General features: G+C 37.5%; 18 protein-coding genes. 12 read left to right on the forward strand and 6 right to left on the reverse strand.

The genetic code is table 11. The features are described 5' to 3' along the window. Positions 1-5: 5 nt before the first annotated feature. Positions 6-917 (forward strand): serine hydrolase domain-containing protein, encoded by a 912-nt coding sequence (locus SHI21_RS11200; RefSeq protein WP_323576672.1) that lies wholly within the window; start codon positions 6-8, stop codon positions 915-917. Then, positions 917-1,606, forward strand: a complete 690-nt coding sequence (locus tag SHI21_RS11205; protein ID WP_323576673.1) for an SIMPL domain-containing protein — start codon at positions 917-919, stop codon at positions 1,604-1,606. The genes SHI21_RS11200 and SHI21_RS11205 overlap by 1 nt, the downstream gene beginning before the upstream one ends. A gap of 54 nt (positions 1,607-1,660) precedes the next feature. On the opposite strand, the gene SHI21_RS11210 is transcribed toward SHI21_RS11205, so the two are convergent. The 4 genes from SHI21_RS11210 to SHI21_RS11225 all read right to left on the reverse strand — a co-directional run bounded on the left by SHI21_RS11210 (position 1,661) and on the right by SHI21_RS11225 (position 8,145). Further along, entirely contained in the window at positions 1,661-2,206 is a 546-nt protein-coding gene (locus SHI21_RS11210) for a hypothetical protein (protein ID WP_323576674.1), read from the reverse strand. A 160-nt stretch (positions 2,207-2,366) separates the two neighbouring features. Beyond that, on the reverse strand, positions 2,367-4,040 hold the full coding sequence (locus tag SHI21_RS11215) for an IucA/IucC family siderophore biosynthesis protein (RefSeq protein WP_323576675.1): 1,674 nt from the start codon (positions 4,038-4,040) through the stop codon (positions 2,367-2,369). Positions 4,041-4,060: 20 nt separating this feature from the next. Beyond that, positions 4,061-6,535, reverse strand: coding sequence for a hypothetical protein (locus SHI21_RS11220; protein WP_323576676.1), 2,475 nt, complete (start codon positions 6,533-6,535; stop codon positions 4,061-4,063). After that, positions 6,535-8,145, reverse strand: coding sequence for a hypothetical protein (locus tag SHI21_RS11225; RefSeq protein ID WP_323576677.1), 1,611 nt, complete (start codon positions 8,143-8,145; stop codon positions 6,535-6,537). The genes SHI21_RS11220 and SHI21_RS11225 overlap by 1 nt, the downstream gene beginning before the upstream one ends. Before the next feature lie 110 nt (positions 8,146-8,255). On the opposite strand from SHI21_RS11225, the gene SHI21_RS11230 reads away from it, so the two are divergent. The 5 genes from SHI21_RS11230 to SHI21_RS11250 all read left to right on the forward strand — a co-directional run bounded on the left by SHI21_RS11230 (position 8,256) and on the right by SHI21_RS11250 (position 15,080). Further along, positions 8,256-9,704, forward strand: a complete 1,449-nt coding sequence (locus SHI21_RS11230; protein ID WP_323576678.1) for a UDP-N-acetylmuramate--L-alanine ligase — start codon at positions 8,256-8,258, stop codon at positions 9,702-9,704. 2 nt (positions 9,705-9,706) lie between these two features. Then, entirely contained in the window at positions 9,707-11,398 is a 1,692-nt protein-coding gene (locus SHI21_RS11235; protein WP_323576679.1) for a hypothetical protein, read from the forward strand. 99 nt (positions 11,399-11,497) lie between these two features. Next, a complete protein-coding gene (metK, locus tag SHI21_RS11240) occupies positions 11,498-12,652 on the forward strand; it encodes a methionine adenosyltransferase (RefSeq protein WP_410198820.1) in 1,155 nt (384 codons plus the stop codon). Between the two features lie 123 nt (positions 12,653-12,775). Then, on the forward strand, positions 12,776-13,564 hold the full coding sequence (locus SHI21_RS11245; protein ID WP_323576680.1) for a DUF4423 domain-containing protein: 789 nt from the start codon (positions 12,776-12,778) through the stop codon (positions 13,562-13,564). Beyond that, on the forward strand, positions 13,557-15,080 hold the full coding sequence (locus SHI21_RS11250; RefSeq protein WP_323576681.1) for a hypothetical protein: 1,524 nt from the start codon (positions 13,557-13,559) through the stop codon (positions 15,078-15,080). The genes SHI21_RS11245 and SHI21_RS11250 overlap by 8 nt, the downstream gene beginning before the upstream one ends. 29 nt (positions 15,081-15,109) lie before the next feature. Here SHI21_RS11250 and SHI21_RS11255 read toward each other — a convergent pair whose 3' ends face one another. Beyond that, positions 15,110-15,493 (reverse strand): hypothetical protein, encoded by a 384-nt coding sequence (locus tag SHI21_RS11255; protein WP_323576682.1) that lies wholly within the window; start codon positions 15,491-15,493, stop codon positions 15,110-15,112. A gap of 23 nt (positions 15,494-15,516) precedes the next feature. Then, positions 15,517-15,885 carry a hypothetical protein gene (locus SHI21_RS11260; protein ID WP_323576683.1) on the reverse strand — a complete coding sequence of 123 codons (369 nt, stop codon included), beginning with the start codon at positions 15,883-15,885 and terminating at the stop codon, positions 15,517-15,519. A 97-nt stretch (positions 15,886-15,982) separates the two neighbouring features. Here SHI21_RS11260 and SHI21_RS11265 point away from each other — a divergent pair, with 97 nt between their 5' ends. The 5 genes from SHI21_RS11265 to SHI21_RS11285 all read left to right on the forward strand — a co-directional run bounded on the left by SHI21_RS11265 (position 15,983) and on the right by SHI21_RS11285 (position 20,065). Then, a complete protein-coding gene (locus SHI21_RS11265) occupies positions 15,983-16,849 on the forward strand; it encodes a LysR family transcriptional regulator (RefSeq protein WP_323576684.1) in 867 nt (288 codons plus the stop codon). A gap of 90 nt (positions 16,850-16,939) precedes the next feature. Then, entirely contained in the window at positions 16,940-17,902 is a 963-nt protein-coding gene (locus SHI21_RS11270; RefSeq protein WP_323576685.1) for an ABC transporter substrate-binding protein, read from the forward strand. A 34-nt stretch (positions 17,903-17,936) separates the two neighbouring features. After that, on the forward strand, positions 17,937-18,758 hold the full coding sequence (locus SHI21_RS11275; RefSeq protein WP_323576686.1) for an ABC transporter permease: 822 nt from the start codon (positions 17,937-17,939) through the stop codon (positions 18,756-18,758). Beyond that, positions 18,758-19,555 carry an ABC transporter ATP-binding protein gene (locus SHI21_RS11280; RefSeq protein ID WP_323576687.1) on the forward strand — a complete coding sequence of 266 codons (798 nt, stop codon included), beginning with the start codon at positions 18,758-18,760 and terminating at the stop codon, positions 19,553-19,555. Before SHI21_RS11275 ends, SHI21_RS11280 begins: the two co-directional genes overlap by 1 nt. 96 nt (positions 19,556-19,651) lie before the next feature. Then, positions 19,652-20,065 carry a hypothetical protein gene (locus SHI21_RS11285; protein WP_323576688.1) on the forward strand — a complete coding sequence of 138 codons (414 nt, stop codon included), beginning with the start codon at positions 19,652-19,654 and terminating at the stop codon, positions 20,063-20,065. Positions 20,066-20,468: the final 403 nt, after the last annotated feature.

The following is a 20,468-nucleotide window of genomic DNA, read 5'->3' on the forward strand; positions in this document are numbered from 1 at the left end:
ATTGCATGAAAAATCAATTATTAGATTCGGCCCTTAGTTTATTAGAAGATCAACATTTCGACTCGCTTGCAGTCGGTGTCATTGATTTTAAAAATCAAAAGTTTGAAAATTTTGAAATTAGCGCAACCAATGTTGTGTCTGAAAAACCTTATCTCTATTTTGATTTGGCGAGTTTAACAAAGGCCTTAACCAATTCGGCCGTGAGATTAAAGTCTCCGGAAGTATTTGATGAAAAAAGTAACTTACTACTCAATCACACCGCAGGTCTTCCAAGCGGGGGATTATTATCAAAAAAAACGTGGAGAGAAGAAATTCTTTCTTACGATGTGAAATTGTCACCTACATTGTACTCAGATTACTCATCGCTGAGATGTATGCTGGAAATTGAAAAGAAATCCGGTAAGAAGTTAAAAGAATTATGTTCTTATTATTTCGATCCCGAATTGGTTCACTGGATGGAGCTGCCTGAGAATGCTTTTTCGCCTGAGTACGGGATTAGAAATAAGCAGATTATAAGCGGGCAGGTCCATGACAATAATTGCTTTAACATTGCTGAGTTTGTCTCTCATGCTGGATTGTTTGCAACGATTGACGGACTTTGTAGATCATTGATTAATTTAAATCAGAAAGCTTCAATGAATGAACAGATGTTGAATGCTTTTAAGACTCACAAAAACGAAGACCGTTTTGTGATGGGATTTGATCATGTGATGGACCCGGAAAACACACTTGCAGGAAAGGGAGCGACGACAAAGACGTTTGGCCATTTAGGTTTCACTGGAACATCTTTCTGGATAAATCCGGAAACAAATATCGGTGCTGTGATTTTAACGAATGCTACTCAAACATATTGGTACGAAAGATCGGGACTTACTAAATTAAGAAAAGCACTTGGTGCTGCTATCTGGAGGATGTAATGAATTCAATTTCTAGTGCGATAGTGGCCTTTGGTGTGGCCTTAGGTGGATTTTTTATCGGCAACGGTATTATTCAGTTCAAGAAGCTCGACAGAGTGGTTGAAGTGAAAGGTTTGTCAGAGAGAATTGTTGATTCTAATGAAGCCCGCTGGTCGTTAACGGTGAATGCAGCTTCAGACAATATGATGGACTTGAATAAAAAGACTATTGAAATTCAGGCAGCAACACTGGCCTTTTTAGAAGCACAGGGATTTTCAAAAGAAGAAATTCAAAAAGATGCCGGGAACATTACGGATAAAGAAGCTCAAGAGTATGGGGAAAGAAAAGGGGCACGCTTTGTTTATCGTGGTGGGTTTGTTGTAACTAGTAAAAAAATTGATAAGCTGGTGCTGGCAAGTCAAAAGACGGACGAGCTTTTGAGTAAAGGTGTGGCACTTTCAAGTAGCAGGATCAGTTACTTTTTTACTGATTTAAATTCGATTAAACCTAAGATGCTTGAAGAGTCTACGAAAAATGCTAAAGCGGCAGCGCAGAGTTTTGCGGTGAATGCTGGGGCGAAAGTAGGGGATATTAAGAATGCCTCTCAAGGGTTGTTTTCGATTGGCTCACCGATTAATGACTACGATTCGGAGACGTCATTGAAGAAGAAGGTGAGAGTTGTGAGTCAGGTTGTGTTTTATTTAGAATAGAAAACTGGAAATAAAAAAAGGCCCTTTGCAGGGCCTTTTTTATAAGAAGATTTTTTATTTTAATTCTTCAGGTAGTTTTGTTACTTTATCAAGAGAGTAAACTTTTAAAAGCGTTCCATTGTATTCACCATTAACATCAGTTTGAGCTTCTACGCTTTCTGAAACTTTAATCATGTAACTAGAATCAAACATATTTCCTGTTCCATCAAATCTAAATCCAACAAAGTAAATAGAAGATTGACCAGCTGAGGCCCATCCACCTCTACCGTAAGATACTTGAACTGAATTCGTGATTTCAACAGATCCACATCCTTCGATATACTCTAATGGTGACGTGCTTACTTCTCCACAGCTTTCCATTTCAATTTCTGCAATAGCTTTGGCCAAAGGAGAGTTTTTATCTGCTGCCAGGTCAGATAAAAAGCGATCGCTTTCGATTCCATCAATGTAGATTGCTGCCTGAGTACCTTCGTTGCTTTCTTCAGTGATTGTTACTACTGCTTCAACCGAACTGATTTTTTTGTACGAACGAGTTGTTGTTGATTCATCTGCATGAGCAGCGAATGATAGAACTAGTAAACTTAGAATAAGTGCTTTCATAATATAACCTCTTTATATAAAAAATTTGTAAGGAGAATATATAGGATTTTTAATTACCCCAGAAGATTTCTGTAAAAATTACACAATGAAATCAATAGGATGGCAGCCGAACGACTATAGGGTTTCTTATGAATGTAGCAAGTTTAATTAATTAGCGGGGCTAACGAAAGAAATTTTTAATCATTCCAAAGCAGCCGACACGAGGCCTATACTGAAAATCTTTTAAAAATCCATCTTGCATACCCTCGTTGGTCTTATAAGTTTCAATCTCAATTTGATTAAACAGGGCGAGACCTACAATCTTATTGTCGATGAGTTCATAGACGGCATGGTCAGTTAAGAAATAAGTCGTCTTACCATTGGTCTGACTAGATAAATTAATCCACTCCTGGTTGGCCTTTTTTCTTTCAAAAAAAGCACGCAACTCAGAACTATCTTTGAGAGGTTTCTTTTTAATTTTATTATCGAGAGTGGTTTGATCTAAAACAATCTGTTCAATTTTTTGATAAGTCGACATATCTGGAGCGTATTTTAAATTCAGCTTTAAGTATGAATTGATTTGCCTCAAGTACATCTTGTCAATTTTTCCTTTGAGCTCATCTACTTTAGCGACAGTGAGTGACGTATCGTATTTTGCAACTTCAGCAAGTAGGAGATCGAAGACCTGGCGTTTATAGAAAAAGGCGTAACTACTAATATAGTTTCCTCTACCACCACGTAGGTTGTATTTAGCAGCACTACCAGCATTCATGTAAACTTCAAGTGGTCCACCATTTCCGGCCATGGCCACTGGATCTGTCCAGACTCCACCAAAATCACGTAGGACCCATTTGCCTGTTGGTTTTAAATCAGGAGTCGTTTCAAAAACTAAATTTTGTGAATGTGGCTCAAAATTAATGCCATTTTTAAGAGAGAGATTTTCAAACATCGTAAGGTAGCTTGTGATCATATACTCTTCAAAAAAGGCGTAAGAGTTCAAACCACTTTTTTTAATGACATCTATAATAAGCGGGTGAGGCTGACGATTCGGACTCATTAAGGCAGAAAATGAAAACCATTTATTTTTTCCACTAATAATTTCTTCAGGGATTTCTTTAATGAGCTGGCCACCTAATTTTTCGGAAGAGCTTCCCGTTTGTCGATTGAAGATGAGCCCACCTGATTCTGGAAAGATTTTGACATTCATCTGGGCCAATTTATCAGATCCAATGTGTTCAAAGACTCTTTGATTGGCAATTGAGCGTTCAACCTCATTTTCACTAATACTATCTGCTGTTTTATTCAGACTGACTTTTACGATAAAAGGTTTTCTTTTACTACTTTGATTCCATACAATCAGTGAGCTATAGCTTGAAGTTGGAGAGGCCATGAACTCTGTTTCAATCGGCCCAATATAACGGTAAGCATTTTTTAAAAAAGAGAATTGGTCTTCTGATTCAGGGTGAATAAATAATTTATAATATTTTACACCGCTGACTAATAAATAGAGTTGATCGGCAATTTTGGCATCCAGGCCTTTTGAATAAAGAAATTTTGCATCCGATTCTGGAATTAAATAGTAAGGCAGTGGAAATTTAGGATTTTTTTCAGGAACATACTTAGGATCCGTCCCTGAAGCAAAGGCATGTTTTCCCCAGAGATCTTTGTTGTGAAGATTTTGCTCTTCACTTAAAAATTCACTGACTCCTTTAGAGATGCTCTCTTTGCCGTTAATTTTTTCTACGAAATCACTGGCAATATGGCGCGAGGGCGCAGTTGCAATAGTGATATTGTTATCACAATTCTGCAGCAGCAGTGACATGAATAAAAAAATGGCGTAACCACAAAACTTCATCTATTCCCCGAGCAGTGAGTTTACATAAGTTGTAAAAATCTCTGCATAGCTTGCAAACAAGTTCCACCAAGGTCTTTCGTACTAGCGGGGACTAGTCCTACACCTTGATAAAATGCCTCTAGAGCGTTGGCAGCTTTAGACGTAGGCAAGAAGTCTAAAGTGATATTTCCATTGTAAGTAACGTTCTTATAAAGACCGGCGTTTTTAAATCCAGTCACAGCGTAAATTTTTACTAAGAAGTCTGGATCCGTTTTTTCCGGAACCTTCATCCAAATCATATTCGGATCATCGATGCCCATTTTGACATCAAGATTTGCATAAGATTTCATATCATCAATAAATTTCTTATTACCTGATAGGGCCTGCTTTAAAACTAATTCACTCTGAGGGTTTTTAGCTTTAAAAATAATATTTAGTTTTTCTTCTTTGGGATTCCATGTTCCTTCAACCAGACTTTTTGAGAAGGCCACTTCGAATTCACCGGCATTCGGATATGATTTTTTTATTTCGTGAACGACTTCACCAATTTTTACTAAGCGATCCAGAAGGAAAGAGTCTGTAAAAGATTGTTTTGAAGCAGCAAAGTCCAGGATTTCTTTTTCAGTGACCACGCCTTTATTTTTCAAGCTCGAATAAACATAGTAACGGAAAGCAGCCGTCTTTTTTTCCAGCACTTTAAAAACTAAATTTTTTAATTTGATAGCAGGGTCAAGAGCTTCAAAAGCGATCGGAGCAGGAAGTCCTCTTGAATCTCTTTCAAATAATTTTGCCAGAAGTTTGTTCTGAGCATTTTTTCTTTTCGAACTGCTAGCGTGGGCAAGTGTTTCTGTATCACTTCCTAAAATATCAGAAATCAGTAAAAAGATTTCCAAATTATCCTGAGGGCCATTAAAAATACGACGTAAATAAGATGTTTCAACTTCAACAAACTCAGAACGTGCCTGAGCTTTCGCTAACCATGCATTACTTTCTTCAAAAGGAGATCCCACGTGTTCAACTGAACCACCGTATTTTGCTCCTTCGATTTTCATTGGTGTTGATTGCATTGGAAGAGCATTCTCTCCATCGCGTACAGTGGAAGGAGAGACCAGGTCTCCAACCTTATATCCTTTCGTGGCAAAGGCCCCAGCTGTACCCATGTAAGTCACATTAGTATGGCCAGTTTGCTTTAAAGCTTCAGCGATAGGAATAACTTCATCTCCCCAAACGTTAGAGACAACCCTCCAGCGAACGGTTTTATTATCAGAATTTGTAAAAACGTAATCACACATTTCAATTGTGAAGTTATCGTAGTTGTAAATTTTAAATTTCCCTGGAACCATATTTGGTTTAGCTGCGAATTCTTTTTCAAAAAGAGCATAAGTGTCTTCTACGATTTTTTTATCTTTAAAAAGGGTTTCATATCCGCTCGTATTGTTCATCATAGCAAAAAACTTAGCTTTATCTTTGTCACCAAGAGAAGAAATCTTTGCTTGAAAGGCGGCTTCATCTTCATCGTAGAGATTTTTTAAGGCCTTTACTTTCCAGAAGAGGTTGAACTTTCCATCAATAGACTCTTTTTGACCGATGATAACTCTGTCGGCCTGTGGAAGAAGTCTAAGTTGAAGCGCGTGTTCTTCAGCTTTTGAGGCATGAAATTTTTTGATATCACCTTTAACTAAAACTTTTCCTTTTAGTTGTTCACCTTTCAAATTAGAAAGAGAAATTTGGTGTGATAAGTGATCAAGACGATCCTGTCCACCAATGTTAGTAATGGCGTAACGGTAAGTCGCTTCACCTGGGTATTGAATAATATAAATTTTGTTATAGTTTTTCGCGAAAGGCTTAACTTCATAGAGAAGTTTTCCATTTTTATCTTTTAGCTCTTTTAAGAATTCGCGGCTGTCACCTAAATGGAATTCAATCGGACGATTGTTTTGGTTAGCTTCCCAAAAAATAGCACGTGTCGTACGGTTTGAAATATAGTGACCAGAGTCCAGAGTCATATCTTCTGGAGCTAGAACTTCAGGAACAACAACTAAACCTTTATCGATGTCTGAGCTCGTACTTGGAAGGCTTAAAGCGATATCTAATTTACTTGGAGCAAGAGCGAAAGCTTCATTTAATTTATTTTTGAAGAAATTGTATCCCCATTTCAGCTGAGCTTCGGTGACTCCAGTAGTAAGTTTTTCTTCCTGAAGCATGTTCCAGATAATCTTGTCATAGTTGATAGCATCTTTTAGAGCTTCTGGATCAATAGTTGAATTCATGATTTCTTCAATCGTTACTCCGCGTAGGTGAGCAATAATTGAATCAGGAATTTTTCCTTCCTGAGCAACTGAGTATTCATTTAAATAATATTTAAATTTATCTACAGACAGGTAGTAAGTAATTTCATCAACCGCAGAAGCGGGAAGTCTGCTTACACTTGAAAACGGAGTCGAAACACCACGTTCCCAATTGGCACAACTGGAAATAAAGAGTGAGAGAATAATAAGTAGAGATGTTAGTTTCATTAGTTAGCCACCCAGAAAAATTTAATGAGATTCTTGCAGTCTAGTTCTCCAGTAGGAGAAAGAGCTGGTTGAGGATCATTTTTAGTTAAAAAATTCTTATAAAAAGTTAAATTAGATTTTCCAATATCTTGAATTTCAGGATTTTTCATAAAAGCGTAATTGCCTTTAAAAAAGTCATAAGTGTTTTGTTTTATTTTACCAACAACTTCAGATTTTTTATTTTCACCATAGACGCTTGCAATAAGTTTTTCGAGTCTCTTATTCATAAACTCTTCATTGTGATAGATCTTGTATTCACCAGGAGTTAAATCTTGATCGAGGATCCCGACTAGTTCATCAGGAAATGTCGTGAGAGGGACGAGGTATTCAATCTCTTCTTCGAAGGCCGATGTATAATTGAAGGAAAGAATTCTTGGATCAAAAAGATATCCGGACACTCTTTCTTTTCCACCAACAAAACCTTCAGCAACACTCATGGCCGGGCTAAAAGATAAAAATGGGCTGCCTTGTGGATTGGCAGAGTGATTTAAAAACATAGATGTAATGCGTGCCGATTGTGAAAATTCACTGGTTCCATTAATTTCAACAATGTATTTTTCATTCATTGCTTCCAATGAGCGTAGTCTACGGTTCCATGACCCTTGATTTTTAATCATCACAGATGACATAAAAAAGGCCTTATTCTGAAGAATGGCTTCTTTTTCTGAAAGCTCTTTTCCTCCAACGTAGGCACGGTTGACGAAGTCATCACCCAGGCCTCGATAAATTAAAACTCGCTCTGCAAGTGGAACTGGATTCACCATGACTGCAAGGTAATTTTCCCAGAATTGTTTTTCAAATGGCGCCATCGCTTCCCATGGAAGATATTTTTTTATGATAGCAGCTGCACCAGCGCGATCGCCCTTAGCAACAAGCATTCTAAATTGTTTGCCTTCAGGTGCTTTATCTAAAGCATCCAGACCTATCTTTCTTTCTGTGCGCTTAGTTGCACGTTCGGCCTTAAACTTTTTAATTTGTGAGTTAAGTTCTACTTTTAACTTTTGTAAATTATGCTTATTTTTTTTGTAACCTTCACTTTCAAAAAAAGGACTGGCCTCTTGGTTAATGAAGTGATTCTTTTGATCGTGAAGTTTATAGAATGCTTCAAGTGCTATGGGGTCACCATTTTTGGCATTATAATAAAGTTCGAAAGTCGAATAGGGAGATAAAAATTGTTCAGAAGTAATAATATGACTTAGGAAATCGAGCAGATGGTATGAGGCAATGGGGTCATTGAATGCCGATGGTATATGAAATACTTTATAAGTTAATAATCCTGTTTTGGGATCGACTAATAATTCAATTTTATAAGCTGCATCTCCAGCAAGACTTTTTGTTTCGATCAGTTCAATTTTAAGCTTAAAAGCTTCTATTCTTTCTTGTTGAAAAGTGAGTTCATTTGTAAAATTTTCTTTATAACTTTTTTCACTTGGAATATTTCCTTTCGGAATTGAAAAGACGGCATCGAAGAGAGTGTTCTCAGCTTCCGCAGGAAATCGATTTGGAACAGTTGTACAACTGCTTAAAACAATCACTGCACAAATGAATAAATGTTGAACCAAAAATTTCACTCTTTCTCCTCTCCAATCTCCCTATATCATCGGCAACATTTGGCTTATGTTTTAGCTATATATATGTTAAGATTGTGAAACTAAAAAACTAATACCCGATAGGAAAACTCATGAATTTAGCAAACAAACTTGACTATAGTGCTTTGAAAAAACTTCAAAAAGATATTAAGCGAGTGTTTTTTTACAGAGTTTGTGGAACTGGAATGGGTGCAGCTGCATGTTTACTAAAAGAAAAAGGTTTTGAAGTTGAAGGCGGGGATACAAATTTTTATCCGCCAATGAGTACATATTTAGAATCAACTGGAATCCCACTTCATAAACTCGACAATATTGATCAGGCATTTTTAAAGTCATTCGATTTAATTGTTGTTGGTAACGTTATTCCAAATGGCGGGCCGGACGCTAAGATGATTGAAGAGTCGGGAGTGAAGTTCGCTTCTTTTCCAACATCAATCGGGGCCTTGGTTTTAAGTGAAGTGAATGTGATTGGTATCGCTGGAACTCACGGGAAAACAACGACGACATATTTAGCAACTCAGATGTTTGAAAACATGAATGCTAATCCTGGTTATTTAATCGGTGGAGTTATGGAAGGTCGTCCATCTTCAAGACTTGGAAGTGGTAAATACTTTTTCATTGAATCAGACGAATACGATTCAGCTTACTTCGAAAAAATTTCAAAGTTCCGTTCATACTCTCTTGATAACATGATCCTTACTTCACTTGAGTATGATCATGCAGATATTTTTGAATCTGTTGAGGCCATTAAAGATCAGTTTAGAGCAGCGATCCCTCATATCGAAAAGAAATTCATTTTCTCTTCAGACTATGTAGCGGCAAATGAACTATACAGCGAATTCAGCACTGAAGATAAATCTCGTTGGATGAGATACGGAGAGAACTCTGATATCGGTCCGAAGTTTTTATCAGCAGGTCCAGAAGGAACAAAGTTTCAATTAAGATACAACAAAGAAGATTATGTTTTTCAAACAAACTTAATCGGAAAACATAACGTATTAAATTTATCAGCAGTCATCCTTTATGCTCTAACTGAAGGATTCACTAAAGATCAAATCTCAAATGCGATCACTGATCTTCAGATGGTAAAGCGCCGTCAGGAAGTTCGCGGTATTTATAAAGGTGCTCTGGTTATCGATGACTTCGCTCACCACCCAAGAGCTGTTGAATTAACTTTGGACGGGATCATTACAAAATACCCGGGGAAAAATATTCACGTTATTATGGAGCCGAACTCGGCGACAGCAAGAAGTGCAATTTTTCAAAAAGAATTTGAAACATCTTTATCAAGAGCAGCTTCTGTTATTTTCACCAAACCTACCAGACCAACAAGTGTAAAAAATGTTGGTGACCTGGATATCTATAAAATTGTCGAAGCAGTTAAGGCATCAGGACGCGCGGGAAGTGTTGTCGGAAATCTTTCGGAGCTTATGACTGAAATTGAGAAAGTGACAGGCGAGAGCAATGTCATCTTGATTTTAAGCAACGGAACATGTCTGGGACTTTGGGAATCTGACTTCGTAAAAAATCTTAAAAAGTAAGAATGCATAAAACAATTTTTGTCTTATTATTCATTCTCGCAAATCCTGCGTGGGCGGCCAAGAGTAAACTTGATCAGGCCGTGCTGAATGAATATTTAAAAGCTCAAAAAGAGTACTCGGATATTTCCTGCACTCCTGGTGTGGAAAGTAGTTATAAAGAACTCGATACAAAATATAGAGGGGATGGAAATTTCATTCCGGTATTATTGGATCAGAAGGTCGATCAAAAAACCATCAAGGCCACTCTGCCTTTAATTAAAGAAAAAATTATTTGGATCAAATCTCAAGAGAGTAACGTTAGCAAAGTTGAAAGCTTTGAAGAAGTTTCTCAAACTCTAAAAAGAATTGAGAACGAAGTTGCGGTTCTTCAGGAAGCTAAGAAAGATATGTTCCTGGCCAAAACCAAAGAGCAAAAAAAAGATATTGAAGAGCGGGCCCAAAAACAATTCATCCAGCTCATGAAAGAAGTGGAGAATTTAAAAAATCAAGCACCTTATCTTTTAAGTTTTAAATTCCCTTTGAATCATCTGGTCCTTCGAGCTGATTATGAAAAATTCAAAGGTGTCGCGACTAAAGAAGCGCGCTCTAAAGCGAATGCTATTTATTTAAGCAGAAGAGTTTTGCAAGATGGATCGTACGATGAAAACTTAGTTCGCAACGACTCTGTTATCAGAGCTGGTTTTGATACACTTTATCTTTCATTAACTAAAGACAAAGACCGCTCATTGTTAACAGATAATGAAAGATCAGATTTTAAATTTGTCTTAACTAATTTTCAAAATCTGCTTGATCTCGGGAAAGAAACTTTGAGTAAGCGTTATGTTGAATGGGCCGATAGAGCAGAGAGAAGTTTGGCGTTTTACCAAGACCTGGCAGATGGTAAAAAAATAAAAGTAAATGATACGGCAACAGCGACAGACATTGCTGCTGTTTTAGAAGAACGTGCCAGATCACTTTATAATTTGAAAGCATTTGTCCTAAAAAAAGAAGCAGCTTCGTACGAATACTGGTCTAAAAAATCAGAACTGTTTCAGTACTTATTTGCACTGGAAACAATTCTTTATGCAGAAGTCGGACGCATAGATGCTCCGGATGCTCTTGAAAGACGCGATGTCGCTCAGGTTGTTATCAATCGTTTCTCAAATGATTTCTACAGTAATATGGGAGCAGAGGATTCTCTTAATGAGTACCTTGCTAAAGATTTAAAAACCAAAGACTACAAGTGGCTCAACGTTCTTTTTAAAGAAGGTGAGTTCTCTTTTACTTATTTTTACATTCCTGGAAACCTGCATATCTACTGTCCGGATATGAGCAAAGTTGGACAGTTTTTAAGAAGAGAAAACGTTCGTATCGCACTGGCCCTTTTAAATAAGCCACGCAAAGATTTTCCCGCGATGAGATATTTTTCGCGCGTAAGTATGTTTGGAAGAATCGAAATGGACTCGCTTTGGGATAACTATAAGGCGGTCGGCGAGGTGCCTGGCAGGCCGGTAAAAAATAAAAAAATGTTAGGCGACCTCTATAAACAAGACCGTTACAAATTCCTTTATGACTTCGAAACTGACGATAAGAAAAAGACTTATATCGTGGTCGAAATGAAGGGAAAACCCTATGTGGTAGATTTCAATAAACCAACTCAGGTTTATTACTACCGTAACCCAAACCAATTTAGATACTTTGCACCGCTAAAATAATTTGCACTTCGTATTAGATGAGTATATATTCGGCGCATACACTAGAGTATTATTTGTTTAGGTAAATTTTATTTACCACCTATTTTGGAGAATATTTATATGTTGAAAGACTACATTTTTACTTCTGAATCTGTGACTGAAGGTCACCCAGATAAAATGGCCGATCAGATTTCTGATGCGGTTTTAGATGCAATGCTTGCTCAAGACCCTAAGTCTCGCGTAGCTTGCGAAACTATGATTACAACTGGTCTAGTTGTTCTTGCTGGAGAGATTACTTCTGCTGCAAACGTAGACTTCCAGGCAATCGTAAGAAAGACAATTAAGGATATCGGATACGATCATTCAGATAAGGGCTTCGACGCTACAACTTGTGGTGTAACTGTTGCTCTTGGAAAACAATCTCCAGATATCGCTCAAGGTGTTGACGAAGGAAAGGGAACTTTCACTGAACAAGGTGCAGGGGATCAAGGTTTAATGTTTGGTTACGCTTGTAACGAATCAGCTAACTTCATGCCACTTACTATCGATCTATCTCACCAACTTGCTAAAAAACTTTCAGAAGTTAGAAAGAATGGTCCTCTTCCATTACTTCGCGCTGATGGTAAGACTCAAGTTTCTGCTCAATATGTTAACGGAAAAATCACTCGTCTAGACGCTATCGTTCTTTCTACTCAACACGCAGAAGAAATGACTTTAAAGCAAATCGAAGAAGGGATCCGTGCTGAAGTAATTAACAAAGTTGTTCCAGCTCACCTTATCGATAACAAAACTAAAATCTACATCAACCCAACTGGAAGATTCGTAATCGGTGGACCAATGGGAGACTGTGGTCTTACAGGAAGAAAAATCATCGTAGATACTTACGGTGGACATGGAGCACACGGTGGTGGAGCTTTCTCTGGTAAAGATCCTTCGAAAGTTGATAGATCTGCTGCATACGCTGCTCGTCACGTTGCTAAGCACATCGTTGCTGCTGGTCTTGCTGAAAAAGCACTAGTGCAAGTTGCTTACGCAATCGGTGTAGCTCAACCAGTTTCTTTCCTTGTTGAAACATACGGAACAGAAAAAGTTGATATCAATAAACTAACAACTGTAATCAATGCAATGTTTGATATGAAGCCAAGAGCGATCATCGAAAGACTTGATCTTCTTAAGCCAATCTATTCAGCAACTGCTGCTTACGGACACTTTGGACGTGACATTTTCCCATGGGAAAAATTAGATCGTTTAGAAGAACTTAAGTCTCACTTCTAGTTTTAATAAGGCCTTCTTCGGAAGGCCTTTTTTTTGTCCAAAATCCTGCCGCTCCGGGGTCTCGGAGCGAAAAAGGCGCTAGGAGCATTGTGCTCCGACACCTTCTCGGTCATACTTTTTAACATGACTGAACTTCTAAATGATTATCAAAACAAGAAACTGCTCTATGAGTTGATGGAAAGCTATTCTGCCAAGAAGAGTTTGAATGCTGCTTTTAGTTTAAGGGCCTTTAGTAAGAAGTTGGGTGTGAGCTCTGGAGCTCTGACTGAGATCTTGCAGAAGAAGAGAAGAGTGACTCATGCGACGGCAAAGAAGATTCTTCTTAATTTGAGTTATTCTCCAATGCAGGCCGAGTCTTTTTTAGAAGAGAAGAAATCAAGCAATATTGGTCTGGATCGTGTGTATCAGGATTTAACTTTTGATCAGTATGAAGTTTTATCTGGCTGGCACTATCTGGCACTACTCAATTTGATTGAATTGCCAGGCGAGAAGCATAATGTGAAAGCGCTTGCTGATAGATTGGACTTATCAGTTAAGAAAGTTGAAGAGTCATTAGAGAGATTGCTTCGTCTAGAGATGCTTGAAAAAGTGAATGGCCGATTTGTCAGGACATTTATTCGTTATCAGACGAGTGAAGATATTGCGAACTCTGCAATTAAGAAATATCACCGAGACACTTTAGAGTTAAGTGAAGCTGCTCTAAGAGACACGGAAGTCGAGTTGAGAGACTTTTCTTCGATACTGTTAAAGATCAATCCAAAGAATATTAAGAAAGTAAAAGAACTAATAAGGGCATTTCAAGATGAAGTGTGTGAGCTGGTAGAGCAGGATGATCCTGAAGAGATTTATCATATGAATGTGCATCTCTATCCAGTGAGCAAACCCACAAACGTAAGAGGAAAAAATGTTTAAAAAAATGATGATGTTATTTCTAATGGGATTTTCGATTAGCGTTCTTGCGGATGAGAACTTAATGGGAGGTGATCGTGTTGGGAATGGCGGTGACGTTGTTGTTTGTGGGAAAAAAATTGAGCTGCTGGATATTTACGAAGCTCGAACCAGTGGTTATGAGATTAAAAGACCAGTAGGAAAGACTTATCAAGAGATGATTAAGAGTTTACTACAAACTAATCTTTTACCGATTCAGCCAAAGAGAACTGCAAAATATTTAAAATTTCTTGAGAGTTTTGAAAGTGAAGCACAGTTTTTGCCTGGAATTAAATTAAGTGATGTTGATGATGCAGGAATGGTCGCTATTCCTACGGGATGTGAATTAAAACAAATTGCAATTCAGCTTTCTGATGATGAAAGACCGGCCGGTAAAAAGAGATATACAGTCAGTTTAGATCTTTGGAACAAGCTGGATGAATTTAATAAAATGTCTTTGATTCTTCATGAAATTATTTATCGTGAAGCGATAGAGCATAAAAGTAGTAACTCAATGGTTGTACGAGCGACTGTTGGTGAGATCTTAAAAACTAAATTAGATCTGAATGTTTTTCTTTCTCTTGTTGCTGATTTGTCCGATGCGATTGAATATAAAAACTATAGATGGAAGGTTTGCGAATTATGTAAACCAGTCATAACGATTTTTACCAATGAATATAATGAGCAGGTGGTAAAAATTGAAGATACTAGTTTAGAGTTAGAAATTGATGGCCGCATGACAAGTACGCCTTATGTTGAGTTGAGAATTTTCGATGGTAAAATTTTAATGTCCAATATTGCGAGATTCTTAAGAGCAGGAAAGCCAAGTATATTTTTATGGGAGTCTGGTAAACTTATAATTACTGCGAGTCAAGATCTCGATTATTTCTCATCTAGTTTCGTAAATCCTAAAAATGCTTCTGTTCGGTTCGAATACCTGAACGAAAAAAGTTATATATTAGATTTTAAACAAGTGAATGAGTTATCATGGCAGAATGGGTTTAGGGGACAGTTTAATTTAGAATATAATGAGATAACTCTTAATGACCCTGAATATAGTTATATCAAAGTTTCAGATTCAGGTGTGATTATTGGATACGCGCAAAAAAACAATCTTATAAAACATAATTTTAAAGGAAGTGTTTTTAATTGTCGTGCTTATGAAGAAAATATAAATTGGTATGTTTTTAGTTACTGCAAAGCTGGAACGCAGTTGGAAGTGACTTTCCCAAAAGAAAAAGTGAGAGTAAGTCTTTTACAAGATGTTAATAAATTCTTTTATTCAAAATATACTGATTATGGAATTGTGAGTATTAATGATCTCACAACGGTTTATACAGATAAACCCATTTACCTAGGTAAGGATTTTTCAAACAAAGATGTTTTCTTGGGAATAGGGGAATTTAAAATTATAAACAGCAGATCATATTATGATTTTTATGATGATAAATTTCATTATAGTCTAGAAGATGGTTACGTTAGTCTCACTCCAATTAATTAAGTCAAGGCCCTCTTTCGAGGGCCTTGTTTTTAATCTATAAAAGTAATATCTTCTAATTCCCTAAATCTCACTCCATCATAATCTAAACCTAGAGTATAGCGAATCACCTGACTACACATGCTATCAAAAGTTTGTCTGTAAATCTTCACTTCTAAGTTTCCAAGTGAAGTTATGTTCATTTGTTTTTGAGTCACATCCATGCTTTTTAGAGTGTGTTGCTCAGTTCCTACAGAAATCTCTTGAGATGTCCAGATACTGCATTTACCAGAGTTGCATTCTAGATGAGCATTAGCGGAACCAAGATTTGTTACTGCTAATTCTTCTGTTAATGAAACAGAATGGTAGTTATCTACACAGCCGGCAGCGTATGTTTTTGTCGTTACTAGTAATAGTGCTAAGACTAAAAATTTCATTGTTTTCTCCTGTGAATGATTAACTAAATTGAGTTAAGGTCAGCAGCTTCTCTGTATCTTTTCCCTTCATACTCAGCACCTACTACATAACGAGTTAGTTCAGTGCAAGAGTTGGTATAATATTGGCGATACATTTTTACTTCTACTTTTATTTCAGTCATAGGCACTTCAAAACCGGTTTTTGTCGCGTATAAAGAATGGCGTTCTACAGCTTCGCCTTCTGATTTAGAAGTATAGATGTAGCAAGAATCAGTATGACATCCAGTATAGGCGTAATGTGTTCCTAAGCTCATTACTGGCGCTTCTTCAAAGTGCATAGGATTTCCATCATCACATCCTGAGGCATAAGTTTTGGTAGTCAAAATCAATAATCCTAAAATCAAAGCTTTCATTTAGTTCTCCTGTGGTTTTTGGAAAGTGGAGTATAAATATGACAGAGTGGGGATAAATAAAAATATATAGTTTTAATGTTTGTGATATATTTAATATATGAATACAAATCTGCTTCATCTCTACTATTTCTACCAAGTTGCCAAAAGTGGAAGTGTCACTGCCGCTAGTTTGGTACTGCAAATCCAACAGCCTGCTCTGAGTATCATGCTCAAAAAATTTGAAGAGAAGATTGGCTTTCCTCCTTTTGAGAAAAAGGGACGCAATATCCAATTAACTGATAAGGGTAGGGAACTTTTTTTATATGCAGAAGAAGTCTTTGCGAAAGTTCAAAAATTGGAAGAATTCATCGGTCATGAATCGAATGAGATTTCCGGCAAATTAAGAATCGCAACTAATGACCTTGTAGGGCATTATATTCTGACACCCGTTCTTACAAAGTGGATGACAGATTATCCCAACGTTGAAATCTCGATTTTATATTTAACGGCGCAGGAAGCTTGCGAAAAAATGGTTAAAGAAGAAATTGATTTTGGATTGTTTTTTCATGGGCCGGAAGAGATGAGTGGAATTGAATTTGAAAAAATTAAAAAGTTTTCTTTTCTCTGCGTTGGAACAAAAAAGCAGCATGATATATTCATAGGCTCAAGAGAGATTGATTTTTCTCTTACTAAAAAATTTCCAACTTATGAAAAATTAAAAAAGCGTTATCCAAACTTAAAAATACAATTAAATACCAATGGCCTTATGTTGCATAAGAATCTTGCCATGCATGGTGTAGGTGCAGCTGTGTTGCCAGCATTTAGTGTGAGTGCTGAAGTTAAAAATAAAAAATTATTTAACCTGTTACTTCAAGAGAACCTTGAGTTTACACTCAAACTATACCAACGAAAGAATAAAATTTTGAATAACACTCAAGAGCTTTTCCTTGAAAAAATAATTGATCAACTTGCTATGATGAACTGAGTTCATTCTCCTCTGTAAAAAGGGCTTTTATTCTTGCCCATCGCTTCTTGCATAAGTACCATTTTAATCATCTATCCAAAGGAGGATTCAATGAAATCACTATTATCAATTGTCGCACTTTTTTCTATGGCATCAGTTGCTCATGCAGCTCCAGATGTTGTTCGTGTCGGAAATTTAAAATTCGCTCACTACGGTGCTGTTAGTTACATGTCTACAATGTGCGGAAAGTATAATTTAAAAGTTGAAGAACGTGTTTTCCCAAAAGGGATCGACATCATGCCGGCAATCGTTGCTGGAGAAATTGATGTAGCAGCTTCTGCTGCCGATGCTGCGATTGCAGGTCGTTCAGGTGGAACTCCTATTTTTGCTGTCGCTGGATTTGCTCAAGGTGGGGCTCGTATTGTTGTACGTGCTGATGCTGGAATTAAATCAATCGCAGATATGAAAGGAAAGAAAATTGGTGTTGCTCGCGGTGGAGCTCAGGAACTTCTTTTATTAGCTGAACTTTCAAAAGCAAAACTTACTTGGTCTGATAAGCCAGGAAAAGACGTACAAATCGTTTATCTTCCATTCGCTGATTTAAACCAAGCGATCGCTGCAAAACAAATTGATGGTATGTCTCAATCAGAACCTCAATCATCACAAGCTATCAACAAAGGTTTCGGAGTTGAGCTAATGAAGCCTTACGACACTCCAATGGGAGAGCCGGTTAGAGCACTTGTTATGACTGAGAAAATGTACAAGAACAAAGACGTTGCAGTAAGATTCATGAAGTGTTTTGTTGAAACAACAAAGTACTTTATTGATAACCCGGCAATCGCGCAAAAATACGTAGTAGAGAAAATGTTCAAAGGACAAATTACTCTTCAAGATTACAAAGATGCTATGGACAACGCTGAGTTCACATACGACATCACTGTTGCTCACGTTCAAATCACAACTGATTTCATGCAACAGTATGGTGTAGGTCGTATGGCCAATCCACCAAAAGCTGCTGATTGGGTTAAGTTAGATATTCTTGCTGAAGCAAAAAAAGCATTAAACGTTAAATAGTAATTTTAGGATTTTGAATAGACAGGGGAAAATCGTGGCTAAGAAAAAAGATTTTATTTCTAGTATAAAAGGAATTTGGGTTCCGTTAATAGCAGTTTGTATTTGGGAACTTCTAGTTCGTGTTGGATTTATTAATCCTCAAATTTTACCCGCGCCCTCTGCTGTTCTTATTCGTTGGTGGCAATATATTATCCCAATGGAAGCTCATGACCCGGCAACGTCAAGCTACATAGCTTGGTTGTTCTCAGGAGAATTCTTCGGTGATATGTGGGCCAGCTTCCACCGCGTTTTAATTGGTTGTTTAATTGGTACAGGTTTAGCTCTACCGCTTGGATTATTAATGGGTGCCAGCACGAAAGTGTATGACTACTTCAATCCAATCGTTCAGGTGTTAAGACCCATTCCTCCAATTGCTTACATTCCACTTTCAATTTTATGGTTTGGTTTAGGAAATCCTCCTGCCGTTTTTTTAATTGCATTAGGAGCGTTCTTCCCAGTTTTAATGAACACAATTGTTGGAGTGAGATCTGTAGATAATATCTACGTTCGTGCTGCAAGAAATATGGGGGCCAGTCCATTTGTTATGTTCACACAAATTATTCTTCCTGCTGCAACTCCATTTATTTTAAGTGGTATTAGAATCGGCATCGGGACTGGCTTTATCTGTATGATCGTTGCTGAGATGATCGCGGTGAACTCAGGTCTTGGTTACAGAATTCTTGAGGCCCGTGAGTATTTCTGGTCAGATAAAATTATCGCCGGAATGTTTTCAATCGGGATCTTAGGTCTGGCGATTGATATGGTTGTGGATCGCTTAAATAACTATCTATTAAGATGGCACAGAGGTTTAGAGTAATGAGTAATGTAGATATTCAAATTAAAAATGTTCATAAAGTTTTTCAAAGTGATAGCGGAGACGTTATCGCTCTTAAAGACATCAATTTAGAAATTAAAGATGGTGAGTTCGTATGCCTTCTTGGGCCTTCTGGTTGTGGTAAAAGTACGCTGTTAAATGCGATTGCTGGTTTTTCTCTTCCTTCAAGCGGAGAGATTACTGTTAATGGCAAATTAATAACTGAGCCAGGCCCGGACCGCGGAATGGTTTTTCAGGAGTACGCACTTTTTCCATGGATGAGTGTTGCCGATAACATCACGTTTGGTTTAAGAATCAAAAAAGAAGATCCAAAGAAAATTCAAACGAAGCTTGATGAGCTTTTAAAAATGTTAAAGCTTACTGAGTTTGCCAATCGTTATCCAAAAGATTTATCTGGTGGTATGAGACAGCGTGTGGCGATCGCTCGCGTACTTGCTCTTGATTCACCGATTATGTTGATGGATGAACCGTTTGGAGCTCTGGACGCTCTTACAAGAAGAAGTTTGCAAGACGAACTTTTAAAAGTTTGGTCTGAGTATAAGAAAACTATTATTTTCGTTACTCACTCGATTGAAGAGGCCATTTACCTAGCTGATAGAATCGTGGTCATGAGTTACCGCCCGGGAACAGTAAAAAGAGACATCAAAGTTGATATGCCTCGCTTACGTAACCCAACTAGCCCAGAATTCAATGCACTTAAAAAAGAGCTGTCTGGCCTGGTAATGGCAGAGCAAATGCGTTTTGAGGACGCTCATATGGGTGTGACGACGGGAGATTAAGGGCTTAATTAGGCCTTAAAGAACTAAAAAGAAGGCAGGAAAGTGACTAATGCTTTCCTGCTTGATCCTATGTCGATCTAATGGCACCATTTTAAAATGATTAAAAATTTATTAATTTTTACATTCATGTTCTCTTTTAACTCTTTCGCGGAAAATTCGCGTTCGCCTGCCGTATTGGATGGATCTTGTAATCTTGATATTGCGACGACGTACAAAGTGGTTGAAGGCGGCAAAGAAGTTATAAAAGAAAAAACCATCGAAGAAGTCCAGAAAGAGCAGTGCAAAGAAGTTAAAAAATGCATGTTCTCTGCAATGGAAGAAGAGATGGATGAACTAAAAAGTCTTGAAGCGGTTGCTTGTAGCAATACGCTGACAGCGGTTACGACAAAAACTCCTGGTGCTGTCATTGATAAAAACTTTGATGGTAAAAGAAAAGCAAAACCAAACCCATTAACAGATACTGTTCCACCGATGGCCGCTGAAAAACCAGCTGCGACTACGACGAGATAAGGAAGCGCGTTTGAATTTTTTTGATGTGTCTCTTTTTCTCGCTAAATACATTCCATTTTGGGCAGTTCCGATGGGACTGACTAGTATCCACTTCGCTTATCTATTTTGGCTTAAGGACTATCGTGACATCGCCTATATCTGGGGCGCAATAACCTTATTTTGTCTTACAGCTACCATCGTTTATTTCCTAATGGGCGGACCAGACGGAATAACGAAACATTTAACTCAAGCTTTTAGCTAGTTAGCATACCCAAATCAATTAATCGGAAACTTCTGCCCCTACGGGACCCTCGTGTTGAAAAATTGACACTGGGATCACTTCATTGTTAGCATTTTTATGAAGGTTAAATGGATTGACCTTTTTGATCAATTTTAGAGTTTCATCAATTTCTTTTTCAAGGAC

The sequence above is a fragment of the Bacteriovorax sp. PP10 genome (assembly GCF_035013165.1).
In the GTDB taxonomy this organism is placed as follows: domain Bacteria; phylum Bdellovibrionota; class Bacteriovoracia; order Bacteriovoracales; family Bacteriovoracaceae; genus Bacteriovorax; species Bacteriovorax antarcticus.

Excerpts from the sequence above, each read along its gene's own strand:
- SHI21_RS11245 (WP_323576680.1), top strand. The coding sequence starts at position 12,776 with ATGACTGAACTTCTAAATGATTATCAAAACAAGAAACTGCTCTATGAG.
- SHI21_RS11255 (WP_323576682.1), bottom strand. The coding sequence starts at position 15,493 with ATGAAATTTTTAGTCTTAGCACTATTACTAGTAACGACAAAAACATAC.
- SHI21_RS11265 (WP_323576684.1), top strand. The coding sequence starts at position 15,983 with ATGAATACAAATCTGCTTCATCTCTACTATTTCTACCAAGTTGCCAAA.
- SHI21_RS11280 (WP_323576687.1), top strand. The coding sequence starts at position 18,758 with ATGAGTAATGTAGATATTCAAATTAAAAATGTTCATAAAGTTTTTCAA.
- metK (WP_410198820.1), top strand. The coding sequence starts at position 11,498 with ATGTTGAAAGACTACATTTTTACTTCTGAATCTGTGACTGAAGGTCAC.
- SHI21_RS11220 (WP_323576676.1), bottom strand. The coding sequence starts at position 6,535 with ATGAAACTAACATCTCTACTTATTATTCTCTCACTCTTTATTTCCAGT.
- SHI21_RS11215 (WP_323576675.1), bottom strand. The coding sequence starts at position 4,040 with ATGAAGTTTTGTGGTTACGCCATTTTTTTATTCATGTCACTGCTGCTG.
- SHI21_RS11260 (WP_323576683.1), bottom strand. The coding sequence starts at position 15,885 with ATGAAAGCTTTGATTTTAGGATTATTGATTTTGACTACCAAAACTTAT.
- SHI21_RS11285 (WP_323576688.1), top strand. The coding sequence starts at position 19,652 with ATGATTAAAAATTTATTAATTTTTACATTCATGTTCTCTTTTAACTCT.
- SHI21_RS11270 (WP_323576685.1), top strand. The coding sequence starts at position 16,940 with ATGAAATCACTATTATCAATTGTCGCACTTTTTTCTATGGCATCAGTT.
- SHI21_RS11235 (WP_323576679.1), top strand. The coding sequence starts at position 9,707 with ATGCATAAAACAATTTTTGTCTTATTATTCATTCTCGCAAATCCTGCG.
- SHI21_RS11200 (WP_323576672.1), top strand. The coding sequence starts at position 6 with ATGAAAAATCAATTATTAGATTCGGCCCTTAGTTTATTAGAAGATCAA.
- SHI21_RS11250 (WP_323576681.1), top strand. The coding sequence starts at position 13,557 with ATGTTTAAAAAAATGATGATGTTATTTCTAATGGGATTTTCGATTAGC.
- SHI21_RS11210 (WP_323576674.1), bottom strand. The coding sequence starts at position 2,206 with ATGAAAGCACTTATTCTAAGTTTACTAGTTCTATCATTCGCTGCTCAT.
- SHI21_RS11230 (WP_323576678.1), top strand. The coding sequence starts at position 8,256 with ATGAATTTAGCAAACAAACTTGACTATAGTGCTTTGAAAAAACTTCAA.
- SHI21_RS11205 (WP_323576673.1), top strand. The coding sequence starts at position 917 with ATGAATTCAATTTCTAGTGCGATAGTGGCCTTTGGTGTGGCCTTAGGT.